At 55.8% G+C, this 18,197-nt stretch carries 12 protein-coding genes; 8 read left to right on the top strand and 4 right to left on the bottom strand.

Translation table 11 applies throughout. The annotated features are described in order from the left end of the window. Positions 1–9: 9 nt before the first annotated feature. From V1290_RS13865 to V1290_RS13875, 3 genes are all read left to right on the top strand, one after another. On the top strand, positions 10–2,529 hold the full coding sequence (locus V1290_RS13865; protein WP_334364929.1) for a condensation domain-containing protein: 2,520 nt from the start codon (positions 10–12) through the stop codon (positions 2,527–2,529). Between the two features lie 492 nt (positions 2,530–3,021). After that, positions 3,022–3,900 carry a Bug family tripartite tricarboxylate transporter substrate binding protein gene (locus V1290_RS13870; protein ID WP_334364930.1) on the top strand — a complete coding sequence of 293 codons (879 nt, stop codon included), beginning with the start codon at positions 3,022–3,024 and terminating at the stop codon, positions 3,898–3,900. Between the two features lie 388 nt (positions 3,901–4,288). Further along, complete coding sequence (locus V1290_RS13875; protein ID WP_334364931.1) at positions 4,289–4,780, top strand: hypothetical protein; 492 nt, start codon at positions 4,289–4,291, stop codon at positions 4,778–4,780. Positions 4,781–6,159: 1,379 nt separating this feature from the next. On the opposite strand, the gene V1290_RS13880 is transcribed toward V1290_RS13875, so the two are convergent. Beyond that, positions 6,160–6,438 carry a hypothetical protein gene (locus tag V1290_RS13880; RefSeq protein WP_334364932.1) on the bottom strand — a complete coding sequence of 93 codons (279 nt, stop codon included), beginning with the start codon at positions 6,436–6,438 and terminating at the stop codon, positions 6,160–6,162. A gap of 554 nt (positions 6,439–6,992) precedes the next feature. Between V1290_RS13880 and V1290_RS13885 the strand changes: the two genes are divergently transcribed. Next, the gene (locus tag V1290_RS13885) at positions 6,993–7,745 is read left to right on the top strand and encodes a hypothetical protein (RefSeq protein ID WP_334364933.1); all 753 of its coding nucleotides are present in this window, start codon (positions 6,993–6,995) and stop codon (positions 7,743–7,745) included. 405 nt (positions 7,746–8,150) lie between these two features. On the opposite strand, the gene V1290_RS13890 is transcribed toward V1290_RS13885, so the two are convergent. Together V1290_RS13890 and V1290_RS13895 are read right to left on the bottom strand one after the other, a co-directional pair. Next, the gene (locus tag V1290_RS13890; RefSeq protein ID WP_334364934.1) at positions 8,151–9,233 is read right to left on the bottom strand and encodes a 5-methylcytosine restriction system specificity protein McrC; all 1,083 of its coding nucleotides are present in this window, start codon (positions 9,231–9,233) and stop codon (positions 8,151–8,153) included. After that, positions 9,230–11,797 carry an MrcB family domain-containing protein gene (locus V1290_RS13895; RefSeq protein ID WP_334364935.1) on the bottom strand — a complete coding sequence of 856 codons (2,568 nt, stop codon included), beginning with the start codon at positions 11,795–11,797 and terminating at the stop codon, positions 9,230–9,232. The genes V1290_RS13890 and V1290_RS13895 overlap by 4 nt, the downstream gene beginning before the upstream one ends. 753 nt (positions 11,798–12,550) lie before the next feature. Here V1290_RS13895 and V1290_RS13900 point away from each other — a divergent pair. Both V1290_RS13900 and V1290_RS13905 read left to right on the top strand, forming a co-directional pair. Next, positions 12,551–14,329 carry a hypothetical protein gene (locus tag V1290_RS13900; protein WP_334364936.1) on the top strand — a complete coding sequence of 593 codons (1,779 nt, stop codon included), beginning with the start codon at positions 12,551–12,553 and terminating at the stop codon, positions 14,327–14,329. Positions 14,330–14,816: 487 nt separating this feature from the next. Continuing rightward, positions 14,817–15,842 (top strand): hypothetical protein, encoded by a 1,026-nt coding sequence (locus tag V1290_RS13905; protein WP_334364937.1) that lies wholly within the window; start codon positions 14,817–14,819, stop codon positions 15,840–15,842. Between the two features lie 240 nt (positions 15,843–16,082). Here the strand turns inward: V1290_RS13905 and V1290_RS36520 are convergent, their stop codons facing one another. After that, positions 16,083–16,367, bottom strand: coding sequence for an HNH endonuclease (locus V1290_RS36520; protein ID WP_442894987.1), 285 nt, complete (start codon positions 16,365–16,367; stop codon positions 16,083–16,085). Between the two features lie 215 nt (positions 16,368–16,582). Between V1290_RS36520 and V1290_RS13910 the strand changes: the two genes are divergently transcribed. Beyond that, positions 16,583–16,855 (top strand): type II toxin-antitoxin system HicB family antitoxin, encoded by a 273-nt coding sequence (locus V1290_RS13910; protein WP_334364938.1) that lies wholly within the window; start codon positions 16,583–16,585, stop codon positions 16,853–16,855. Next, positions 16,855–17,187 carry a hypothetical protein gene (locus V1290_RS13915; RefSeq protein ID WP_334364939.1) on the top strand — a complete coding sequence of 111 codons (333 nt, stop codon included), beginning with the start codon at positions 16,855–16,857 and terminating at the stop codon, positions 17,185–17,187. Before V1290_RS13910 ends, V1290_RS13915 begins: the two co-directional genes overlap by 1 nt. Positions 17,188–18,197 lie beyond the last annotated feature (1,010 nt).

Genomic DNA, 18,197 nt, shown 5'->3' on the forward strand with positions numbered 1-18,197 from the left:
GACGAAGTCGTGCGCGACCCGGTGTTGCTTGCGCAGGAGATAGGGCGCGAGGGAGTGACGGTGCTGCAGATTGTGCCGGCGCTGTTGCGCAGCATTCTCGAGCGGACACCAAACGAGCCCGCCCTTCGCATGCTGAGCCGACTTCGCTGGCTGATGTGCTGCGGCGAGTCCCTCGCACCTGATCTCCTTCAAGATTGGTTCCGTCACTTTCCAAACGTTCCCGTGATTAACGCCTATGGTTCAACAGAGGTGTCCGACGACGTGGCCACGCATCACCTTTGGGCCCCAACGAAATCGCTCGCGACCGTGCCGATCGGCCGTCCTATAGCAAATACACGCTTGTATGTGCTGGACGCCCACCTGCAGCCGATGCCAATCGGGGTCGCGGGGGAACTCTTCGTCGGCGGTATCGGCGTGGGCCGTGGGTACCTCGGTGACCCGGAACAGACCCGGCGCCACTTCATTCGTGACCCGTTTTCAAAGTCTCGGACAGCCCGCTTGTACAGGACCGGGGATGCGGCCCGTTGGCGCGGAGATCGGACACTAGAGTTTCTTGGCCGCTTAGACCACCAGGTGAAAGTCCGAGGATGCCGGATTGAGCTCGGGGAGATCGAGCATGTTCTTTCGGGGCACCCGGATATCCAAGCCGCCATCGTGCTGTTGCGGGATGACCTCGCCGGCGAGGAGAGGCTGGTTGCGCATATTGTAGCTGTGGCCGGCCGGCAGCCGGAGGTCAATGAGCTCCGTGATTTCCTCAAGACGAAGCTTCCGCACTACATGATCCCTGCAGGCTTCGTCTTCCTGGAGCGCATGCCACTGACGACTCACGGCAAGGTCGATCGCCGAGCGCTAGTGGCGATCAGCCGGCAGCTTACGGTGGCGGCCGCGGAGTTCGTGGCGCCGCGCAACACCGTCGAGCAAATCCTGGCCGACATATGGGCCCTTTTGCTCGGAATCGATCAAGTTAGCGTCTTCGACAACTTCTTCGACTTAGGCGGTCACTCCCTCTTAGCGGGCCAGGTATTGTCCCGTGTCGCAAATGCCCTTGGAGTGTCGTTGCCGATAAAGGCGCTTTTCGAAGCACCTACGGTGGAGGCGTTGGCCCGGCAAGTGGAGAAGGCCCGCGAGACACAGCCGAACGACACGTCACTCGAGATCGCTCCATTTGAGCGAGGCGGTCCCCCTCTGGTATCGATCGTGCAGGAGCAATTGCTGAGGATTGAACGGGAAGTCCCTGGACTGCCTCAGTTCACCCTACCCTTTGCCTATCGGCTCCAGGGTGCGCTGGACATCCCGGCACTCGCGAGAAGCCTGACCGAGGTAGTGCGCCGGCACGACTCCTTGCGCACGCGATTTGCCTGGGTGGACGAACGGCCCGTCGCGCTCGTGGCGCAGCCATCCGAGATCGGTCCATTCCTCGTCGTCGAAGACCTTGCCGCTGGTACAAAAAACAATCACGCCGAGGCGCTACTGCTCAAGAAGGCCAAGTTGCGAGCCGAGCAAGAAGCCTGGACACCATTCGATCTGACGCGTGCGCCGTTGTTCCGGACGCGCCTCCTGCGGCTCGATGCCGACGACCACATTTTGCTTCTGATCCTGCACCACATCATCGTCGACGGTTGGTCGATCGGAATCTTCCTTGATGAGGTCTCGGAGCTCTATTCAGCTTTTGTAGGCGGTCAGCAAGCCCAGTTGTCAGAAGCAGTACTTCAATTTTCTGATTTCGCGCGCTGGCAGAGTTGGTGGTGCACTACCGATGGGCCGGCCCGGGAACTCGCCTATTGGAAGGAGTGCTTGCGACAAGCCTCAGCAATCTTTCCGCCCAACGGTGACCGTCGAGGCGCGCAGCTGAGCTGGCGCGTTGCTCATGAACCAGTTGATCTGCCGAATGACTTGGTCGCACGATTAAGCGCGTTGAGCCGCAGGCAAGATGGGACCCTGTTCATGACGCTACTGGCCGGCTTCAAGGCGCTCCTGATGGCTCGAAGTGGCCGCAATGACATTTGCGTCGCCACGCCAATGGCGAACCGCACTCAATTGAGGACGGAGTGCGTGATAGGCCCTCTGGCGAATACAACGCTGATCCGTACAAAAATCAATGCAGATATGTCGTTTGAAGAGGCGCTGCTTTGTGTGCGCGACTCGGTCTTGAATGCCTACGCTAGGCAAAGACTCCCTTTTGATATCCTTGCCGGCCGACTAGAAGAAGAAGCTCTGGATGCAGCATCGCTCACCCAAGTGTTTTTCGACCTTCGGAACGCATTTCGTCGGCCATTCAAACTGCCGGATGTGGCGGTCAGGTCGTTCGGAGACATTCATCGGGAGGGGCAACCGCGCCTCCCGATCGATCACACTTGGCTTACAGTGACACTCAAGGAGGCACCGTCGGGCATCACAGGATCGTGGAGCTACAAGACGGATTTGTTGGAGGCCAACAACCAAAAGCATTGGATAGCGGACTACAAAATGATATTGACCAAAGCAGCCGCAAACCCCGAGACGACAGTCGGCCAGTTGATCGGACGTTGAGCGTAAGTCGCGAGTCGGACTGCGCAGGTCATCAAGAAATTACCTGTGAGTAAAAGGGCCGAGGAGGAAGCAATGGCAATCCATCTTTTTCTAAGACAGATCGACCTCGATACGTTGACCGATCCCCAAAAGAGGGCCCTTAGAAAGATATTGTCTGATCGGCAGCGAGTGTTTGAATCGGACATAAAGCGTGTCGACCGCGCGCTCGGGAAGAAGCGGAAAACGAAGCGGCCTGCGAAACGGTAAACCACGAAGCACCCCAGCGATAGCTGATTGGTGCTGCAGGTTCGATTCTATTGCAGCGAAGCGCTGTGCGGCTTCCGGCGCCAAAGCTGCATCAGGACGCGGAGCTTTTCGAGTAAGCCTACAGATATCTAAGAGTATTATCGGACGGCGACTCGAATAGCTTTGTTTCTGGATGTCTAAGGTTTTGGGAGAAACAGCACAGGTATCGGCCGCATCGGCGCGGCCGCATTTATGGCGAGAGGCAGTTTGAAAGTCTTCTGCGATAATCGCGTCCCGAGATTGACGCCGCTGTTTTTTGCTGCGGTTCTGACGCTCTCTAGTCCCGCGCTGCCGGATGTGGGCCAGATCAGGTTGGTCGTGGGATTTGCCGCCGGCGGAACTTCTTCAACCGCGGCCAGAATCTTTGCTGAATCAGTAGAACACATTACGCGAAGTTCAACGATCGTGGAAAATCGACCTGGTGCGGGAGGAGCAGTAGCGGCGGATTGGGTACTGCGACAAAAGGGGACTCAGACGCTCTTACTCATGTCCTCCACGTCGGCGCTCAAAACAGCCCCTCAGAGCGGACTCGTCCCTATCGGAATTTTCGCGACCTTCCCATACGTTGCTGTCACGAGAAAGGATTCTCCCGCACATCTTTCTGAATACATGAACGAGGCGTCGCGCGAAGAGAAGTATCGCACCGTAGCGACCGCAGGCGCTGGAAGCATTTCCCACCTAATAGGTACAAAGCTTTTCAACGAGTACGGAGTGCCGATGGTGCATGTGCCGTATCAAGGATCGGCGCCAGCGATCCTCAGTGTCGCTGGGGGGCACGTAGCGCTTGCGATTATTCCTTTTCCGGATTTTCTCCCATTTCAAGACACGCTTCGCATTCTTGCGCGAACCGGCAGTGGGATTGAGACGGAAGGATGGGTCGGCATCTTCGCTCCGCCCGAAACAGTATCAGAGGAAGCCGCCCGACTCTCGGAGATTTTCCGGCAAGCATCCCAACGGTCCCGACAAAAATTCCAAAATCTCGGATTTGAGCAGGCATGGCGATCCGGCACTGAGGCGCGCGCGATGCATGAGAAAGATTACGCACAGTGGCTATCACTAATTGAAGTGCTCGGCCTTCAACCCTGACACAAAGGCGGCCGGCCATAAGTGACTACGGCCTGACATCATGCGTACGCATCCGGCGGCGGCCGCCTTGCCGGGTAAGACGGGGTGTTTAGAACTGCCCCTACGAACAGTGATGAGTTCAGTGCCCAGGTCGCTAATCGGCGTGGAGTCCGGACGCCGATCGGCGTATTAAGCATTGATCGGCCTAGCGATGGAGGGACGCTATCTGACACTTTTCACACCTGGTGCGATTGGGAACTACTCGTTTGCGTTAGGTGGTGAGCCAATCCAGCCAAAGGTACAACGATTGGCATTGGCGCCGCATCCGAATTGGTAACAGCGAAGCACCACTCGCGGTCGATCTGTGGTATCATTTCTCTTATGGGGCTCCGACAAAGGGAGGCCTGCTATGAAGACACGCGAGCAGAAGCGAAGCAACGCTATTCGCGAAGGCTTCGACTTAGTTTCCGAATTGCTGTCCAGGGACGTCCTACTGGAAATTCAGAACGGCTTGGTAAACGCCGACACCCGCAGTGCTGTGCGCTCGGACGTTCATGCGTATTTGGCATCTAAAGGTGTCTCCATCCCAGAAGGCATTCTTGTAACAATTGTGCAATCGCCGCCGGCTCAGGCCATGATTGCGCCTCCAGGCCTGGAACATCTCATCACACTGCCTCCCATAACTTGCCCGCCTGGCATGATACCAACATTGGTCACCGGCACCGTGCGGGTTTGCGCGGACTATGGGTATATTAAAATCTCAAATCCAAATCCGGACCGCCTGGAAGGCGAAGACCCCTATATTCTGAATGTATTTGGGTGTCTCCGCTTTGAAGACCGCGAGGAAGAGCGGTGGTATTGCAGGTGGCCAAATTTGACGCCGGCGATACCAATCAATTAGCCCAGTGTGGCTACACCCACGTGACAATGGTAACAACGTTGCGGCCGGCGGGAGTCACTTCCGACCGACCGCTCGTTCGCTTTGATGGCCCCGGACCGCTGATCTGAACGGTGCTGAGCCGCGTAAACTCCGGTAATGTCGGCTTGTTGGACAGGGACATCTCCGCCATCCCGCTCGGGTCGAGACTAGTGATCTGGGGGCGATATCCCGGCGGCCGCGTGTGAGCACAGTCGTGTCGAGCTGAAGGTGATTCGCTTCATGCAGCACCGCGCGCTTACTCATCCCCTCGCTGCGCCTTGACAGTCTTCCTGCTAACATATGTTGAGGATCTCGACCTTCGCCGCCCGCTTACCTCTGAGGCGCGCCCCAGATTTTGAGCCAGCCTTGTGTGTCGGTTGCTTGCAAGCACAGAGCACTCGGACGCGCACCGGGCGTGCTTTTTGCTTTCAAGGATAGAATCCGACCGACCGTGCCATTTTGATGTCCCGCAGAGGGGCTCGCTTTAACTAAAACTTTAGACAAACAGGTTGGCATTGTTGGACTGAGCCGACCAAGCGATTTTCTGGAAGCCGCCCCATGGATCGCGCTCTATCGCTCGATCTATTGCATTCTGGACTGACCCATGAAGTCCCATTTTTCGATTGGCGATCGTGTTCAAATGAGCGCCCTCGGCGCATCACGCTGCCCGCGGCATGCTGACAAGACAGGCACTGTTGTCGGGCGCAGCATCTAGGTTAATTGCGCCCGCGTCCTGCTTGACGGAAACAAGTCACCAATTTCCGTTCATTGCGACTATCTTGACGCGATTCCGCCGGCCAATGCAGCGATGCAATCTCGTTGATGTCGTGCCGCAATTCGTTGAACGCGATGGCGCTTGCTGGTCAGATCACCATACCACCGCCCACCTGTTCACGAAGGCAGCGGCATGTATGGCGGTAAAGATATGGGCTGAGAACAGGCAGGTAGGGGAGCTGCATCCAATTCGTGGAAGAGCGCGTGCGGACCTTCATCGCTTCGCATTCCTTCATAGCGTCCCTCAGGACCTCAACCTCCGCAGGGTTAAACTCCCGGGCAAAGCGTCGTGTGTTTTGAGCAATTCTGCGCGAAAAGCGCAGTAAGGGGGAGCTGTCGGGGAGCGAGCAGTTTTTCCATTTACTCCTCGGATACTAAAGCTAGATCGGAGGAAGCAGTTTCTCACTATCCGAACTCAATCTTCATCGAAAGACCCAGGTGCGTCGGTAATACGGCGAGGAGCGCTGCGGTGCAGAGTGATAACACAGCCAAACTCAGATGTGGTTGCGCCCCGCCCCACAATTAGATGAAGGTGCGGGCCGCGGATCTTCACCGTCGTCAGGGCGTGTGAGACTCAATCTCGAAGACTACTTGCGTCGGCGACGCCTGAGGGCAGGCCGGCCGGAGTTGAGCTTGCTGAGCCGCTTGGCATTTGCCGCGACGCGCCTTCGATACATGCGAATTATTTCGTCCGACGACGCACCTTCCAACATGCGCACGTTAGCCTTAAAGGCAGCCTCTAACTTTTCGGCAACCATCAACCTGGCTTCGCGTCGGGCGCCTCTATCGCCGCGCATCAATTTCATCAACCGCAAGCCGATCACCCGGTTGGCCTCGACACCCAACATTATCCACGGATGGAACATCGTTTTTCCCAGAACTAAACTGAGTGCTGACTGCCGCTCTACCGCACGCTCAAGCGGTGATTGGCCAAGAATTCGGAGCGCCGATAATTACCATCTCACGCAGGGTCCGCGGAATGCTGTCGCCGCCAACATCAAGTGTCATGCGCCAATTCTGTTCCTTGGTTACAAAGTCCGAGCTGCGGCGCGCTTGCATCAGCGCAGCGGGCGCGGCGCACTCCATCGGCGTAAGCTGGTGACGCGCTCTCGATGTTCATGGTGCAGCGAAAGGCGTGTGGCTTGCGCTGTAGCCGCTCTGTCATGCGCGAATATATATATATATATATATATATATATATATATATATATATATATAACGTACAGAACGAGCTGCAGCACTGCATCGGGGGACCCCCGTTATCCCGATGCGGGCCGTAACATGACTCTTGCATGAGCGGCTCTGGGACTCAGATCTGGCTTTCCAGGTCCAAATGAATCCACGCCGTCGCCAGATTTGAGCCGCATTGTGACCCAGGTCGCGGCCAACGGTCGTGCGGGGCGCAACACCGGAGTTTCCCATGTCCGGTCATTTGCGATTTTGCTTCCCGGCTTTTGTACTTTTCGCAGGTCTCTCGCCATCGCCTGCGTATTCGAATGCTTTGGCGAACTTTTTCAGTTTCAATTCCGCGCCCCAGCAAGCCACAGCGCCCGCTGCCGCGAAAGAAGAGTGCTTTCCGCTGCCGGGCACGCCCACCGCCGGCCTGCGCTGGGTATATCGTCTGGATGGCCACCGCAAATGCTGGTTCCAAACCTCTGAGGACATCGCGGTGAAAAAGCAGGTTCGATATCGCAGGGCGAAGCCTCCTGTCGCCGCTCCCGGTGAGACAGAGAGCACGCAACGCAAGCGCAAGGCCGTGGTGGATGCGCGTGCGGAGCTGCTGCGCTCCGCGCCGGCGGAAACATCTCTACCGATGCGAACCGCGCCCGAGCTCAAGGTGGTTGATGCTGCTCCGGTGCTAGCTACGGGGGCTGCAGCCTTCGTGCCACCGGCACCAATCGAAAAGCTAGAGATCGATCGGATCACGCCTGACCACCGCACGAGACGTCAAGTCGACGTGGAGACACTTCTGGCGGCTACACCGGCGACTAGAGACGCCGCCGCCTCCGTGTCTGCCGTGCCGGTCGCCTATCCCACCGCCGAGGAAGTTGATGACGGGCGGAGCTGGACGACAACTTGGCTTGGCGTGCTGCTGATGGCGCTCGGGCTCGTCTCCGTCTTAGGCTCGAGCCGGACCGTCCGGGCAAGCCTTGCTGTTGCGCGGTTGCGTTAGGCGGACCTGGCGGTCCTTAGGCGTGCTCCAAGGCGGAAAGTACCCCGCGAGCAGTGTTTTCCGCGTCACACCTGAAGGCTGACACCACTACCCTTGGAGCCTAACAGCCTAACCTGCGCAGGATCAAGCTCGGACTCAAGAACTCACACGGCGAGTGGCAGGTTTAGCCTCAATCATTCGGTTCACCGGCACCTCACGACAGATCAATCGCTATGAAACCTGTAGAACAGTTGACCTTGGTCACTCTTCACGGGGCCCATCATGGATCGACCTCGCCGAGAATCGCGTCAACACGACGGAATTACGCTTCGCGGTCTGTCTCAACTGACTTTCGCAACAGAATCTGCCAGCCACGGACTTCTGGATATCAGCCACTCCGCCCGCTTAAGGGCATAAGCATCCATTTTAGTTCGAAGCTTGCTCAAGCCCGTCGTGATGTGGAGGCATTTTGGTGCCCAAACCCTCAAGCAAACCGATCAGCGCAGATTGAACCTGTGTCCAAGGCCTTCTTAAGTCGATTGCGGCAACAGCTATCTCGTGTCCGTCCATGCGATACCTGTGCAAACATCCATCACCTGGCGAGGCATATACGAGAGCACCCCGAACAGGCAGCCCCGGGGCTCTATCTGACGCATGCTTCATGTAGGCGAAGAGCTGATATAGATGAGTAGATCGGATCTTCGGTGTCCCAGACGACCGCGGGAACGGATCAGCGTAGAACTTCGCGTCCATGACCACAGTACTGCGCGGAGATCGCAATACTATGTCGGTGCGCATAATCGGCACGAGGGTCGGATCGCCGCCTGGGCCGGAGTCGAGCCGCCATCGCATGTCCTCGCGGCGGACCGTGAAGGCGCTCTGTTCATAGAAGTAGAAGTTCCTCAGGAAATCCTCAAATACGCGCGACATCCGCTCCTCATCACGCAAGATATCGGAAAATCGACTGCCGGAACCAACCTCGTCCGGCAGCATCGCGCGGCAAACGAACTCGCAAAGTCTCATGAGCGCAGAATATTGAGCGTTGTTGCGCGAAAGTTGGACGCTACGGAAAAGGCCAGGCCTCAGTCTAAGCACTGACACCCCTCCCATTCTCCCGCAAATCAAACGCAGCTCGTGCGCAAGTGAAGGTTTGATCAGATGATGGTTGGCCAGTACGACAGCTGTCGACTTGATGATCTGGTTGTGTAGAACATCCTGACGAAGTTCATCGACCTGGCAGGAGATTGCGCCCCTTTGAAGCGTTTGCTCTTTGATTGTCCGATCAATGAGGAGGCGTCCGCGAGGCGATCTGAGTTCTTCCTCGAAGCTGATATAACCTCTGTCTAGGCCTCTCCGGAGGAGGCGACGAGCTCCATTGATCAATACCCGAGCAAAAAGATTCGGAAGATCCGGGCAATCATCGACCCCGGCTTCTGTAGATCCACCCTCCGGAAATCGTTCCCAAGCGTAGCAAAAAAGGTAGTAGATATTACGAATGGGGATTGTCACGGGTCAGCCTTGAGCAGACGTTCTCGCCAATCGGCCGCTTTCTTCGGTTCATCAAACCAGTACTCTTCGAGAAGAGGTCGTATCTCAGTTTCAATGATGCGTTCGTACCAATCGTGGGAGTATGAGCTCTCGTCGTAGGGTACAAAGAAGCTATGTCCAATTTGAAATCCTGGCCCAAGATTGATGGTGTCACTAGCAATCGCTTCATTCAACTCAATCATCCGCGACGTGATACGATCTAAAACGGCCTCCGGAATTTCCATAGCTGACAAATGTTCTCTGAATCGCGGAGATGAGAACTGCGGCTCGAGGGTTACAAACGCGAATCGGCGACGGAGGGCATAGTCAACCATGGAAAGGGATCGGTCCGCCGTGTTCATCATACCGATAATGAAGAGGTTATCTGGCACATAAAATTTCTTGTCATCGGACCGGGCATAAGTCAGCCGAGTTGCCCACCCCAAATCCCGCTTGTCCTGTTCGATGAGGAGCATCAACTCCCCAAAAATTTTCGAGAGGTTGCCACGATTAATCTCATCGATAATGAGTACGTAATCGCGACTCGGATCAGCGATTGCTGCCTGACAAAACCGCAGGAAGACGCCATCTCTGAGGTCAAAGCCCCCTGTGGCAGTGGGCCGATAGCCTTGGACAAAATCCTCATAGGCATAGGCCTGGTGAAACTGCACAGCTTCTATTCGGCTTGGAGCGTTGTGCCCCATCAGGGCAAACGCGAGTCGCTTGGCAACGAAGGACTTCCCGACACCGGGAGCTCCTTGGAGAATGATATTTTTCTTGGATCGCCAGACCGCAAGGATCCTCTCAACCTCTTCTTGCGACATAAACAGGCCTGACATGGCGTCGTGGATTGAATAGATCTCCTCCTCAATGGGAAGCGGGGCCGGATCCGGTGGTGACGTGAGATCTTGCGCGGCAGATCCTAGCTGGGTACCGACGATCTGATCATACGCTTTCAAGAGCACTTCCAGAACTTGTTCGAACTGCTCGTCAGACGGAAACTCGCGTACATCAAAACGCGCGTTCGCTATAGTGCCGGCCTTGTACTGTCGAACCCTCCACTTGTCCGACTTTAGATCGATATCGCTGCCGAGCTTGAGGCTACTTTCTGTCACCCAGCCGATCTGTGCCTGATAACCTTCAGATCGTTCGCTTAACGTCCGAACGGCGGCGCTTCGACCGAGCTCATTGGCAAGGGAGGTCATACCCTGCATGAGGGTTGCATAGATGATGGAGAGGTCTTCAGATACGAGAAGTGCAACATAGATTCCCGACTGGGTACTGGTCGTCACCTCTCGATTTAGAAGGGCAATCCACGGTACGGCAGCCCATACGCCTTTCCCAAGACTCCACTGCGTGGTGACGTGCGGACGTTTCGCAACACTGGCCAAATTATCTAATCGAGTTTGGATTTCCTCCATAAGATCCCAGAGATCTGGAACCTGGGAAAAGGGCTGCTGTCGAGCGACGTCGAGCTTTTGGCCCATCTCGCCGAATAGTGATGCGAAGGACCGTCCCACCGTAGCTGACTCATCGCGCTCCAGAATAGGCTGGCGACCAGGCTCCGCTCGTATCGAAGATATGAGCGGCCGGAAGGTGTGCGCCATGCCACGCACGACAGCTGAGAGGTCCGCTGCATCAAGCTCCTCGCCAACGAACCACCGTGTTACTCCCCCTCCACCTTCCTGAGCGCCTGCAGGAGATTTGAAGTAGCGGAGCCATGCTGAAAAATCGTCGAACTCACGTCGACCCGGTTCCAGCCGAGACTTTCGCCGGAAATCCCACCGGTTGCCGAGCGAGCGTTCGAATTCAACCGCGGCTGCACTGCCGGGATCCGGCAATTGCCGATAAATGGCAGGTGCTGCTGCCCGAAGCCTAGCTTTAAGCTTCGCATCAGAGAAATCCGATGGATGCGTTGACACGTAGAAACCTAGTTCAACGCCTTTGCCGGACACAATTGCGAATAGCTGAGGGTTGCCTAAAAATTCCGCAGCGTTCTCTCGACGATAAACGCCAAACCAAAGGTCCTTGGGAATCGCGCCTCGAACACCGCTCTTCAGGTGAAACCCGGAGGTGAGACGTACGTCATAATCAGCACTTCCTAGCTCCTCCTGGACCGCGCGCCCCAGTCGGCCCAACGCAGCATGTACCCTCTCGTAAGCAGCTCGCTCTTCTGAAGACAGGTCGGCGTATCTGGCGCGATCACGACTCAACCGCAGAAGTTCGACATCCCCAGATTGGATTTGAATGCGTTGAGGCTCGGAGGGACCTCTTACTTTGAATCCCAAGCTCTCGAGCTTAGTTCGCACCGTAGCGTCGCCCCCACTGAATTGATCAGACCGGAGCGGCCCCTCTGTTGGGAATTGCTTACCGACAGCGACACCTACAATGGCTTTGCTGTCATACTCCCTTCCCTCGTGCTCCAAATAGTAGGTTCGAGTGGGGCCGTAGCCGTAACGTGCGAGAAATGCCTCACGGCCAAGTTCATCGTATTCAGCGATGGCGCTGAGTACAGCGGACCTTTCGGTTAGTGCGGACAGCGACACGACTTGCCCCCAAATCAGTTCCTACGATCACTCTTGAGCAAAATCGAGCGTTCAGATCAAGTTTACGGTGTCTCAAAACGGTCTTAGGGCGGTTCTTGATGGAGCAGCGAAAGCCCACCAGCGTCCTAGGGTATTGGATGTCCGGGTATGCGCCACAACCGGACCTGAGCGGTCGGCTCGTTCATTCCCGATTATACCTCACAAGAAGACCGCGGCATCTCCGCAGCGAAAGTCACGAATGCTCGGAAGTGCGACGCCAAAGGCACCACGTGGCCTTAGCCGCCATTGGCAGTTCGGCTATGCAAGCGTCCCGGCAGGAGTTATCCGTTCGGCCTGTGGAGCACACTTCGGTAAGCTTGAATACTATGCTACAATCTTAAGTTAATTTCATAAATGAGGGCTAAGCGTCATGAGATCGAACCGATCAAAGCGCATCATTAAACCTCTCCACTCCGTCACAGTAACACCGCCTGAATCAGTACGGACGGAAGCTCCCCGCAGTGAGAGGAGAGTTAGCTTTCAGCCTGAGGAAATTGCGAATGAGCGTTGGGGCGAACGCAAACAATAACGATGGCTTACTTGCGGTTGCCACGCGAAAACGATTTTCGAGGTCCTTTTCAATCCGTTCGCTGGAGTTTCAAGCGCGGGCAATGGGCTTAAAAGCCTAAACTGTTATTTCGTTATACTCTGTAGCCCCGGCCCCAGGGCGTACCCAAGGCGATTCGAGGCCGGCTTCGTTAATGAGGGACATCGATGAAAGGGAATGACTTTTATGAGGCCCTGACGCCGTTCGTCTCGTTGACGCTGGGACGACCAAAGCCGGCCTTCAAGGAAGCGGCTCTGGCAAAAGCCGCTATAGATGGCGTCAAGGCATTGCTCGCATCAGCTGTGTCCGAAAAGATCGTACGCGATATTGTTGAAGCGTCCTCAATGGTTGATCCTAGGAGTGGGGCGGCTGTCAGCTCATTTCGATACAAGCGGCATACTTCGCCTGGATGGACATCGGATGCACGGATTGTCGACGTAGAAAATCACCTTGCCGTCGCGATAGCACTAAACGGACTTGTTGCGCTTCACTTTTCTGATGCGCGTCTTCGCGGCTCTGTACGACTCAATCTAATCGCTGACGTACATAAAGACCTGCCACTATCCTGGCTCTTTGCGGTCCCCCGAGGCATCATGAGCGCCGCCTTCCTCCAAGACGGTGAAGCTCGAACAATGTGGCTGTCGGGCACCCATCGGCGCAACGCCTTGAAGGCGGACACGAAGATCCTCTCAGGCCTTGACCTCGATTATGCGCTCGACCCCTTTGATGATCAAAGTTTCTTTTGGTCTGCGGCGCGCTCGCGAAACGCAAAATTGAACGCGATTATTGGCGTATCGCCTGGTAGTTCGCGAGTGTGGACTAGGAAAACAGCGAGCTTCGATGACTTCGTCAGTGTCACCGCGTCAGTTCTTGTTCAACTGAGAACCGCTAAAAACCCTCTTGACACGCCGTTTCGCTATTTGGCCTCGCCACTCACGACCATCGATCCGAAGGAGGTGCATTCCGCATTTGATGTCAGTCTGGTGCCGGACGAACTTTCGCCCGAGCGTGAAGATGATGAGTCTGAGAGCTCGGCATCTTCAGCCTTCGTTTACGAAACCAATTTAGTCATTGATCAAGGCCAACCATCTTCTCCCTCTTTTTCGATGGAAGCTAAGCGCAACGGTCAATCGCTTGGCACGCTCAGTGTCGAAGTTAAGCTGGATCCAGCTGGCAAGGTGAGATTTGCGGTCAAGTCGATCAAGACTGATCAGCCAGAGCTTCTCGACGCGATTGCGCACCATATCGTGGCTGGCGAGCGGGTAAACGTTCGATATGATTCAGGGCACAGCATTTCCGCAGGACACGTATTCACGTTACGGAATCGCCGCGTGCCGTTTCATGGGTTTGAGGGGCGCGATTTTTCACACTTTGATATCTCGAAGGAGAAGCCATCCAGCCTCGACCGAATCGGCAAAGAAGATAGCCTGTTCTGCTGGGTCCAACGGAACTTTGGTGGATGGCTGGCCTGCGATGACGGGTCGATGGAGAAGGCCGATTTCATCCACCTGGATAATCGCGCCAAACCAAACGTTCTATCACTGATCCATGTCAAAGGTGCGAACAGCACGGCTGCCCGCCGCGGCATTTCCGTCTCGGCGTACGAGGTTGTGACAGGCCAGGCGGTCAAGAACCTACTTTGGCTCGATCAAAAAAGGTTGGCTGAAGGCCTAGCTTCGTCCGTTCGCGCATCCAACTACTTTTGGCGAGATAAGAAGGGCATCAACAAGCGCGACTTTGTTCGACAGCTCGATGGCGTTGGCAGCAATTATGAGACGCGGGTAATCGTGTTGCAGCCTCACGTTTCCGCGGCCCGCCACCTGAACTCTTCTTCGGGCGCAGCTGCGCAGCGATTGCGCATGGATCAGCTGAATGTGCTGCTCGCAAGCGCTGAGAGAACCTGCGGCGCGTTGGGCGCGAAGTTTAGTGTCATTTGCGACGTCTAAAACGAAGCCGATCACTAGCCGTTAAGCCGCCCCTGATCTCCCATACCGAACCGAGAACCGAGCTATCGGCAGAACTCCTCGCCGCGCCTTCCGACGATACAGTTCGCGGGTCCCAACTTTTGCGTCGTCGATGCAGGCAATTCGGAGCCGCACCTCCTTTCGGCATTAGATTTATTAAGGGTCACGAACCACAACGCCCTTTCGTGGGCCTGGGGAATCACTCTGCGCGCTCATTTCGAAAGGGGTCCCGATCCCACACCATCGGACTTTCAAGCAATCGATAATTATCCCTTGAGAACACAATCGATGCGTGTATCTTAACCAAAAAGGGGGCGCGGATGGGGTTCATAAAGATCGTGCTCGCGGTCGTACTAACGGTGGTTTCTAGCTCTGCGATTTGGGCTCAAGACGCTTGCCGGTCTGGTCAGTTCTGCAGTTGGTGCCGGGTCAACGGAGGGAATTGCGCCGTAGGCGGAGCACCGCCCGATTGTGTCTGCAACTGTTTCCGGAAAGGTTTTGTGGAGCCGTTTACTCGAACGAGTTGCGACTTTACTCCGCGGCGTTCGTTTCAAGAGAAGATGAAAGCGCCCGCGCCTGGGGCAGAAAAATGAATGGGCGACCAACAACGCTACTGTTGCCATTGGTTTTAGCGACCACCCTGTCTGCTTGTGGCACCTACGTCCCGCAACTTCATGAAGCTTGGGAGCCCGCCGACGTCAGTGATCCTAGTTTGGTTCAGCGGATAAAGCAAAGCATCTACTGCGAACTGCGGACGGCTGTCTACAACCAGAAAGGCCAAGCCGCGACCGCCAACCCTGGAGGTGAAGCAATCCCAAATGACTGGGGCGCGCAGATTACACTTACCCTGCAAGTCGACGAATCCGGATCAATCAGTCCGGGTGCTACGTGGAACAGAAGTTTGGGAGGAACAGACCTATTCACACTTGGGGGAGGCGCCACAATTTCCTCCGATGCATCTCGCATAGACAAGTACTATTCGTACTTCAGCGCGATTCAGCTGAAGCAAAATTTGGGATCGCCAGATACATCCTGTATGGAATTTGATGAGAGCGGCCACCTTGTGGCTCTCGATAGGCGCGGTTCTACGCCTTTGATATCAGGAAAGCTTGGCATTGAGGCATGGCTTAAGGGCGCGCTTATCCAGCAGAACGCCATTCCGTCCTCACCAGAGCTTAAGGGATCGTTCAAAAAACTGGAGGTTCTCTCGTATGACGTCAAATTTACAATAGTAACTTCAGCCTCAATAACGCCGACGTGGAAGTTCGTGACCTTTACCGCTGGCGCATCCGGAGGGACTTTCGCGTCCGCGGGCCGAACACGCACGCATGAACTCCTTCTAACGCTCGGACCGGCCGACATTGCCGTAGTACCTGAAAAGGGGAAAAAGAAACTTGTCAGCGCACCTTCTGGCGCGGCACAGAATGTCCACTTTGCTAGTGAAATAGGACAGGCCGTAGCTGGCGCGCTGCGTGCGACGACGCCCGCGCGTTGAACTTATGATCACCATAGGGATCGCGCTTGGCAGAACATCTATTCTGACGGCTGATCGCGCGGCCTGCTGAAAAGCCAAATTGGTGAAGCTTTAGAAGAGCCTTTCAGTGCGCGTTTTGGGTCATGGACAATTTCGCGTTAGTCAGTATTTCGGTGATAGTCGAGCGGATTACAGATCGCGCTGGCGTCCTACCGAGCCGCTATGCGTCAAGAAGTGCGATCCGGCTATAGCGAGGCTGTCTCATAACGTGGTTTCAAGCTTAGCTTCCGTAGCCTTTACGTTCTGCTCAATAACGGCATTATGCTCCTTTGCGTCCCGGCCGTGAGTGACACGCTGATGGCAGTTCGGGCAAACAGCCGCCACGTTTAGCGGATGATCCGCACCTCCTTCCCTTGAGGACGATGTAATAATCTTCAGGTGGGCGCGGAACGATCGAGGGCATCCGTTCACGCATATACGCAAACTCCCGCAATGTGGCCGGAGACTACCGCGCGGGCGGAATTTTGGGACTCGTACTTTTTGCATGCAGGGCTATCTGCAACTTATATCGAAAGCATCAAGGCGGCAGGCCTGCCGATGACGGCGCGGCACCTCGACAGGATGCGCGTGCTGCTTGAAGACTAGCGCCAGCATCGCTGAGGACTGAGACGCGATCCTCGCTGAGCTGCTTCAAACGCCCGATAAATTCGATATATGTATTAGGCAAGTTGTCCGGTTCATCGACACGTCAGGGAACTCAAATGACCGAGCCGTCACAATATCCCGTCGTGATCTGGCCGCTCGATCCCGAGGACGGCGCCGGCTTCGGCGCGGTCGCTCCCGACCTTCCTGGCTGCACCTCCGATGGCGCACCGCCACAGGAAGCGCTCGCCAACGTGCAGGACGCCATTGTTTGTTGGATCGAAGCGGCGACCGACATGGGTCGCCCGATCCTACCGCCCAGCGCTTACTGGCCCTGGCAAGCACAAAGCAATTGCCTACCAGACCAAATTTGCGACCAAGGGAGACCATGATGTTTAAAGTCTATATTTCAGTCGTACTTGCCATGCTCGTTTGTATTTCGCCGTCTCTGGCCAGAGGTGTGATTATTATGGACGAAATATGGGATGCGGGCATCTATTGTCCCACTTCTAGCCCTGCGATTGATGGTTTTTACTCGATGGTTGAAAAGAAATGTAAGGGCAAGAGTTCCTGCCGGGTTAGAGCAACCATGGTCACGACAAAACAGGATTTGCTTCGGCATCGCTGCACGGGGTTTTTCGTGGCGCCACTTTGCCGCGGAACACCAGTGAACGTCGAGAGCCGCTACGACGTGTTCAAAACGCTACTGGTTTCTTGTAAGTAAGCACCGGCTGGCATGATCACCGCCGCGGCCTCTTTATATTTTCTTCGCAGGAGTATGTCGAAGCAGTCCGATCAAACTTGCACGTGAGACCGGCGCAACATTTGAGCGTTTGGTCAGTGGGAGAGCACCTGTCGTATTGGTCAACGCACTTTAGGTCCGCAGCAGGAATAACACGGTCCCACGGAGTGTAGAACTTCGGAGCGTAGCCCCTTGGAGAGAATTGTTGTGCGCCAGCCGGAAGCGTCGAAGCGACAACTACCGCGCAGATTGCTAATAGCGCCAATCTCATCGCTGACCTCCATCATTAGTCGTTCGAAGGTCGCATATTAATAAATTCGGGTCACTGGGTCACGGCCATCTTTGGCGGCTGGAACTTGAGCCGGATATCGGCACAACGCTTGCCGCAGCGCGAACAGGTGAGCTTGTCCTCGATGTCGGATCCCTCCGCCCAGCCGATCTCGCCCGCAATATCCCGAACTTTATAAGGTCGATCGATTATTTCATGCAGGGCCAGGCTTCAGCCAACGCCTTGGAAAAAAGGGCCGAGGCAGGTGGATGCCGCTCGCCGGCTTGTCGCGCAGGTACTTGCAGAATAGGTCGATAGACTGCCCAAATTTAACATTCGGCGGGCAGTAAGCCTCTACCGTAAACATCAAGGGTCGCGGCTAGTTTAGCGGCGGCGTCATATCACCTAGCGTATATGCTTGATCACGCAACTCCAAAATGCTCGGTGCCGACGCTTGATCCGTCGCGACCAATTCATACTCGTGCGCGCGGCCACTTATCGCTCCCGGCTTTGGCACAGCCATGACTTTTGGTTCGGGCGTGTAGGTAGTATCCCGGACGATAGATGACGGTCTGGCTACGAGATACCGCGGCCCCTTCGGAGTACCGTCACTCCAGTGTTTTTGACCGACCGTTACATCCGCGCGAAAGCGCGTAGCCATTGCATTCCGCTCGCGCAAGCCACGAGGGAATTCAACCCGCATTGATCTTGCAAAATACTCCAA

Source organism: Bradyrhizobium sp. AZCC 1578, from assembly GCF_036924675.1.
In the GTDB taxonomy this organism is placed as follows: Bacteria; Pseudomonadota; Alphaproteobacteria; order Rhizobiales; family Xanthobacteraceae; genus Bradyrhizobium.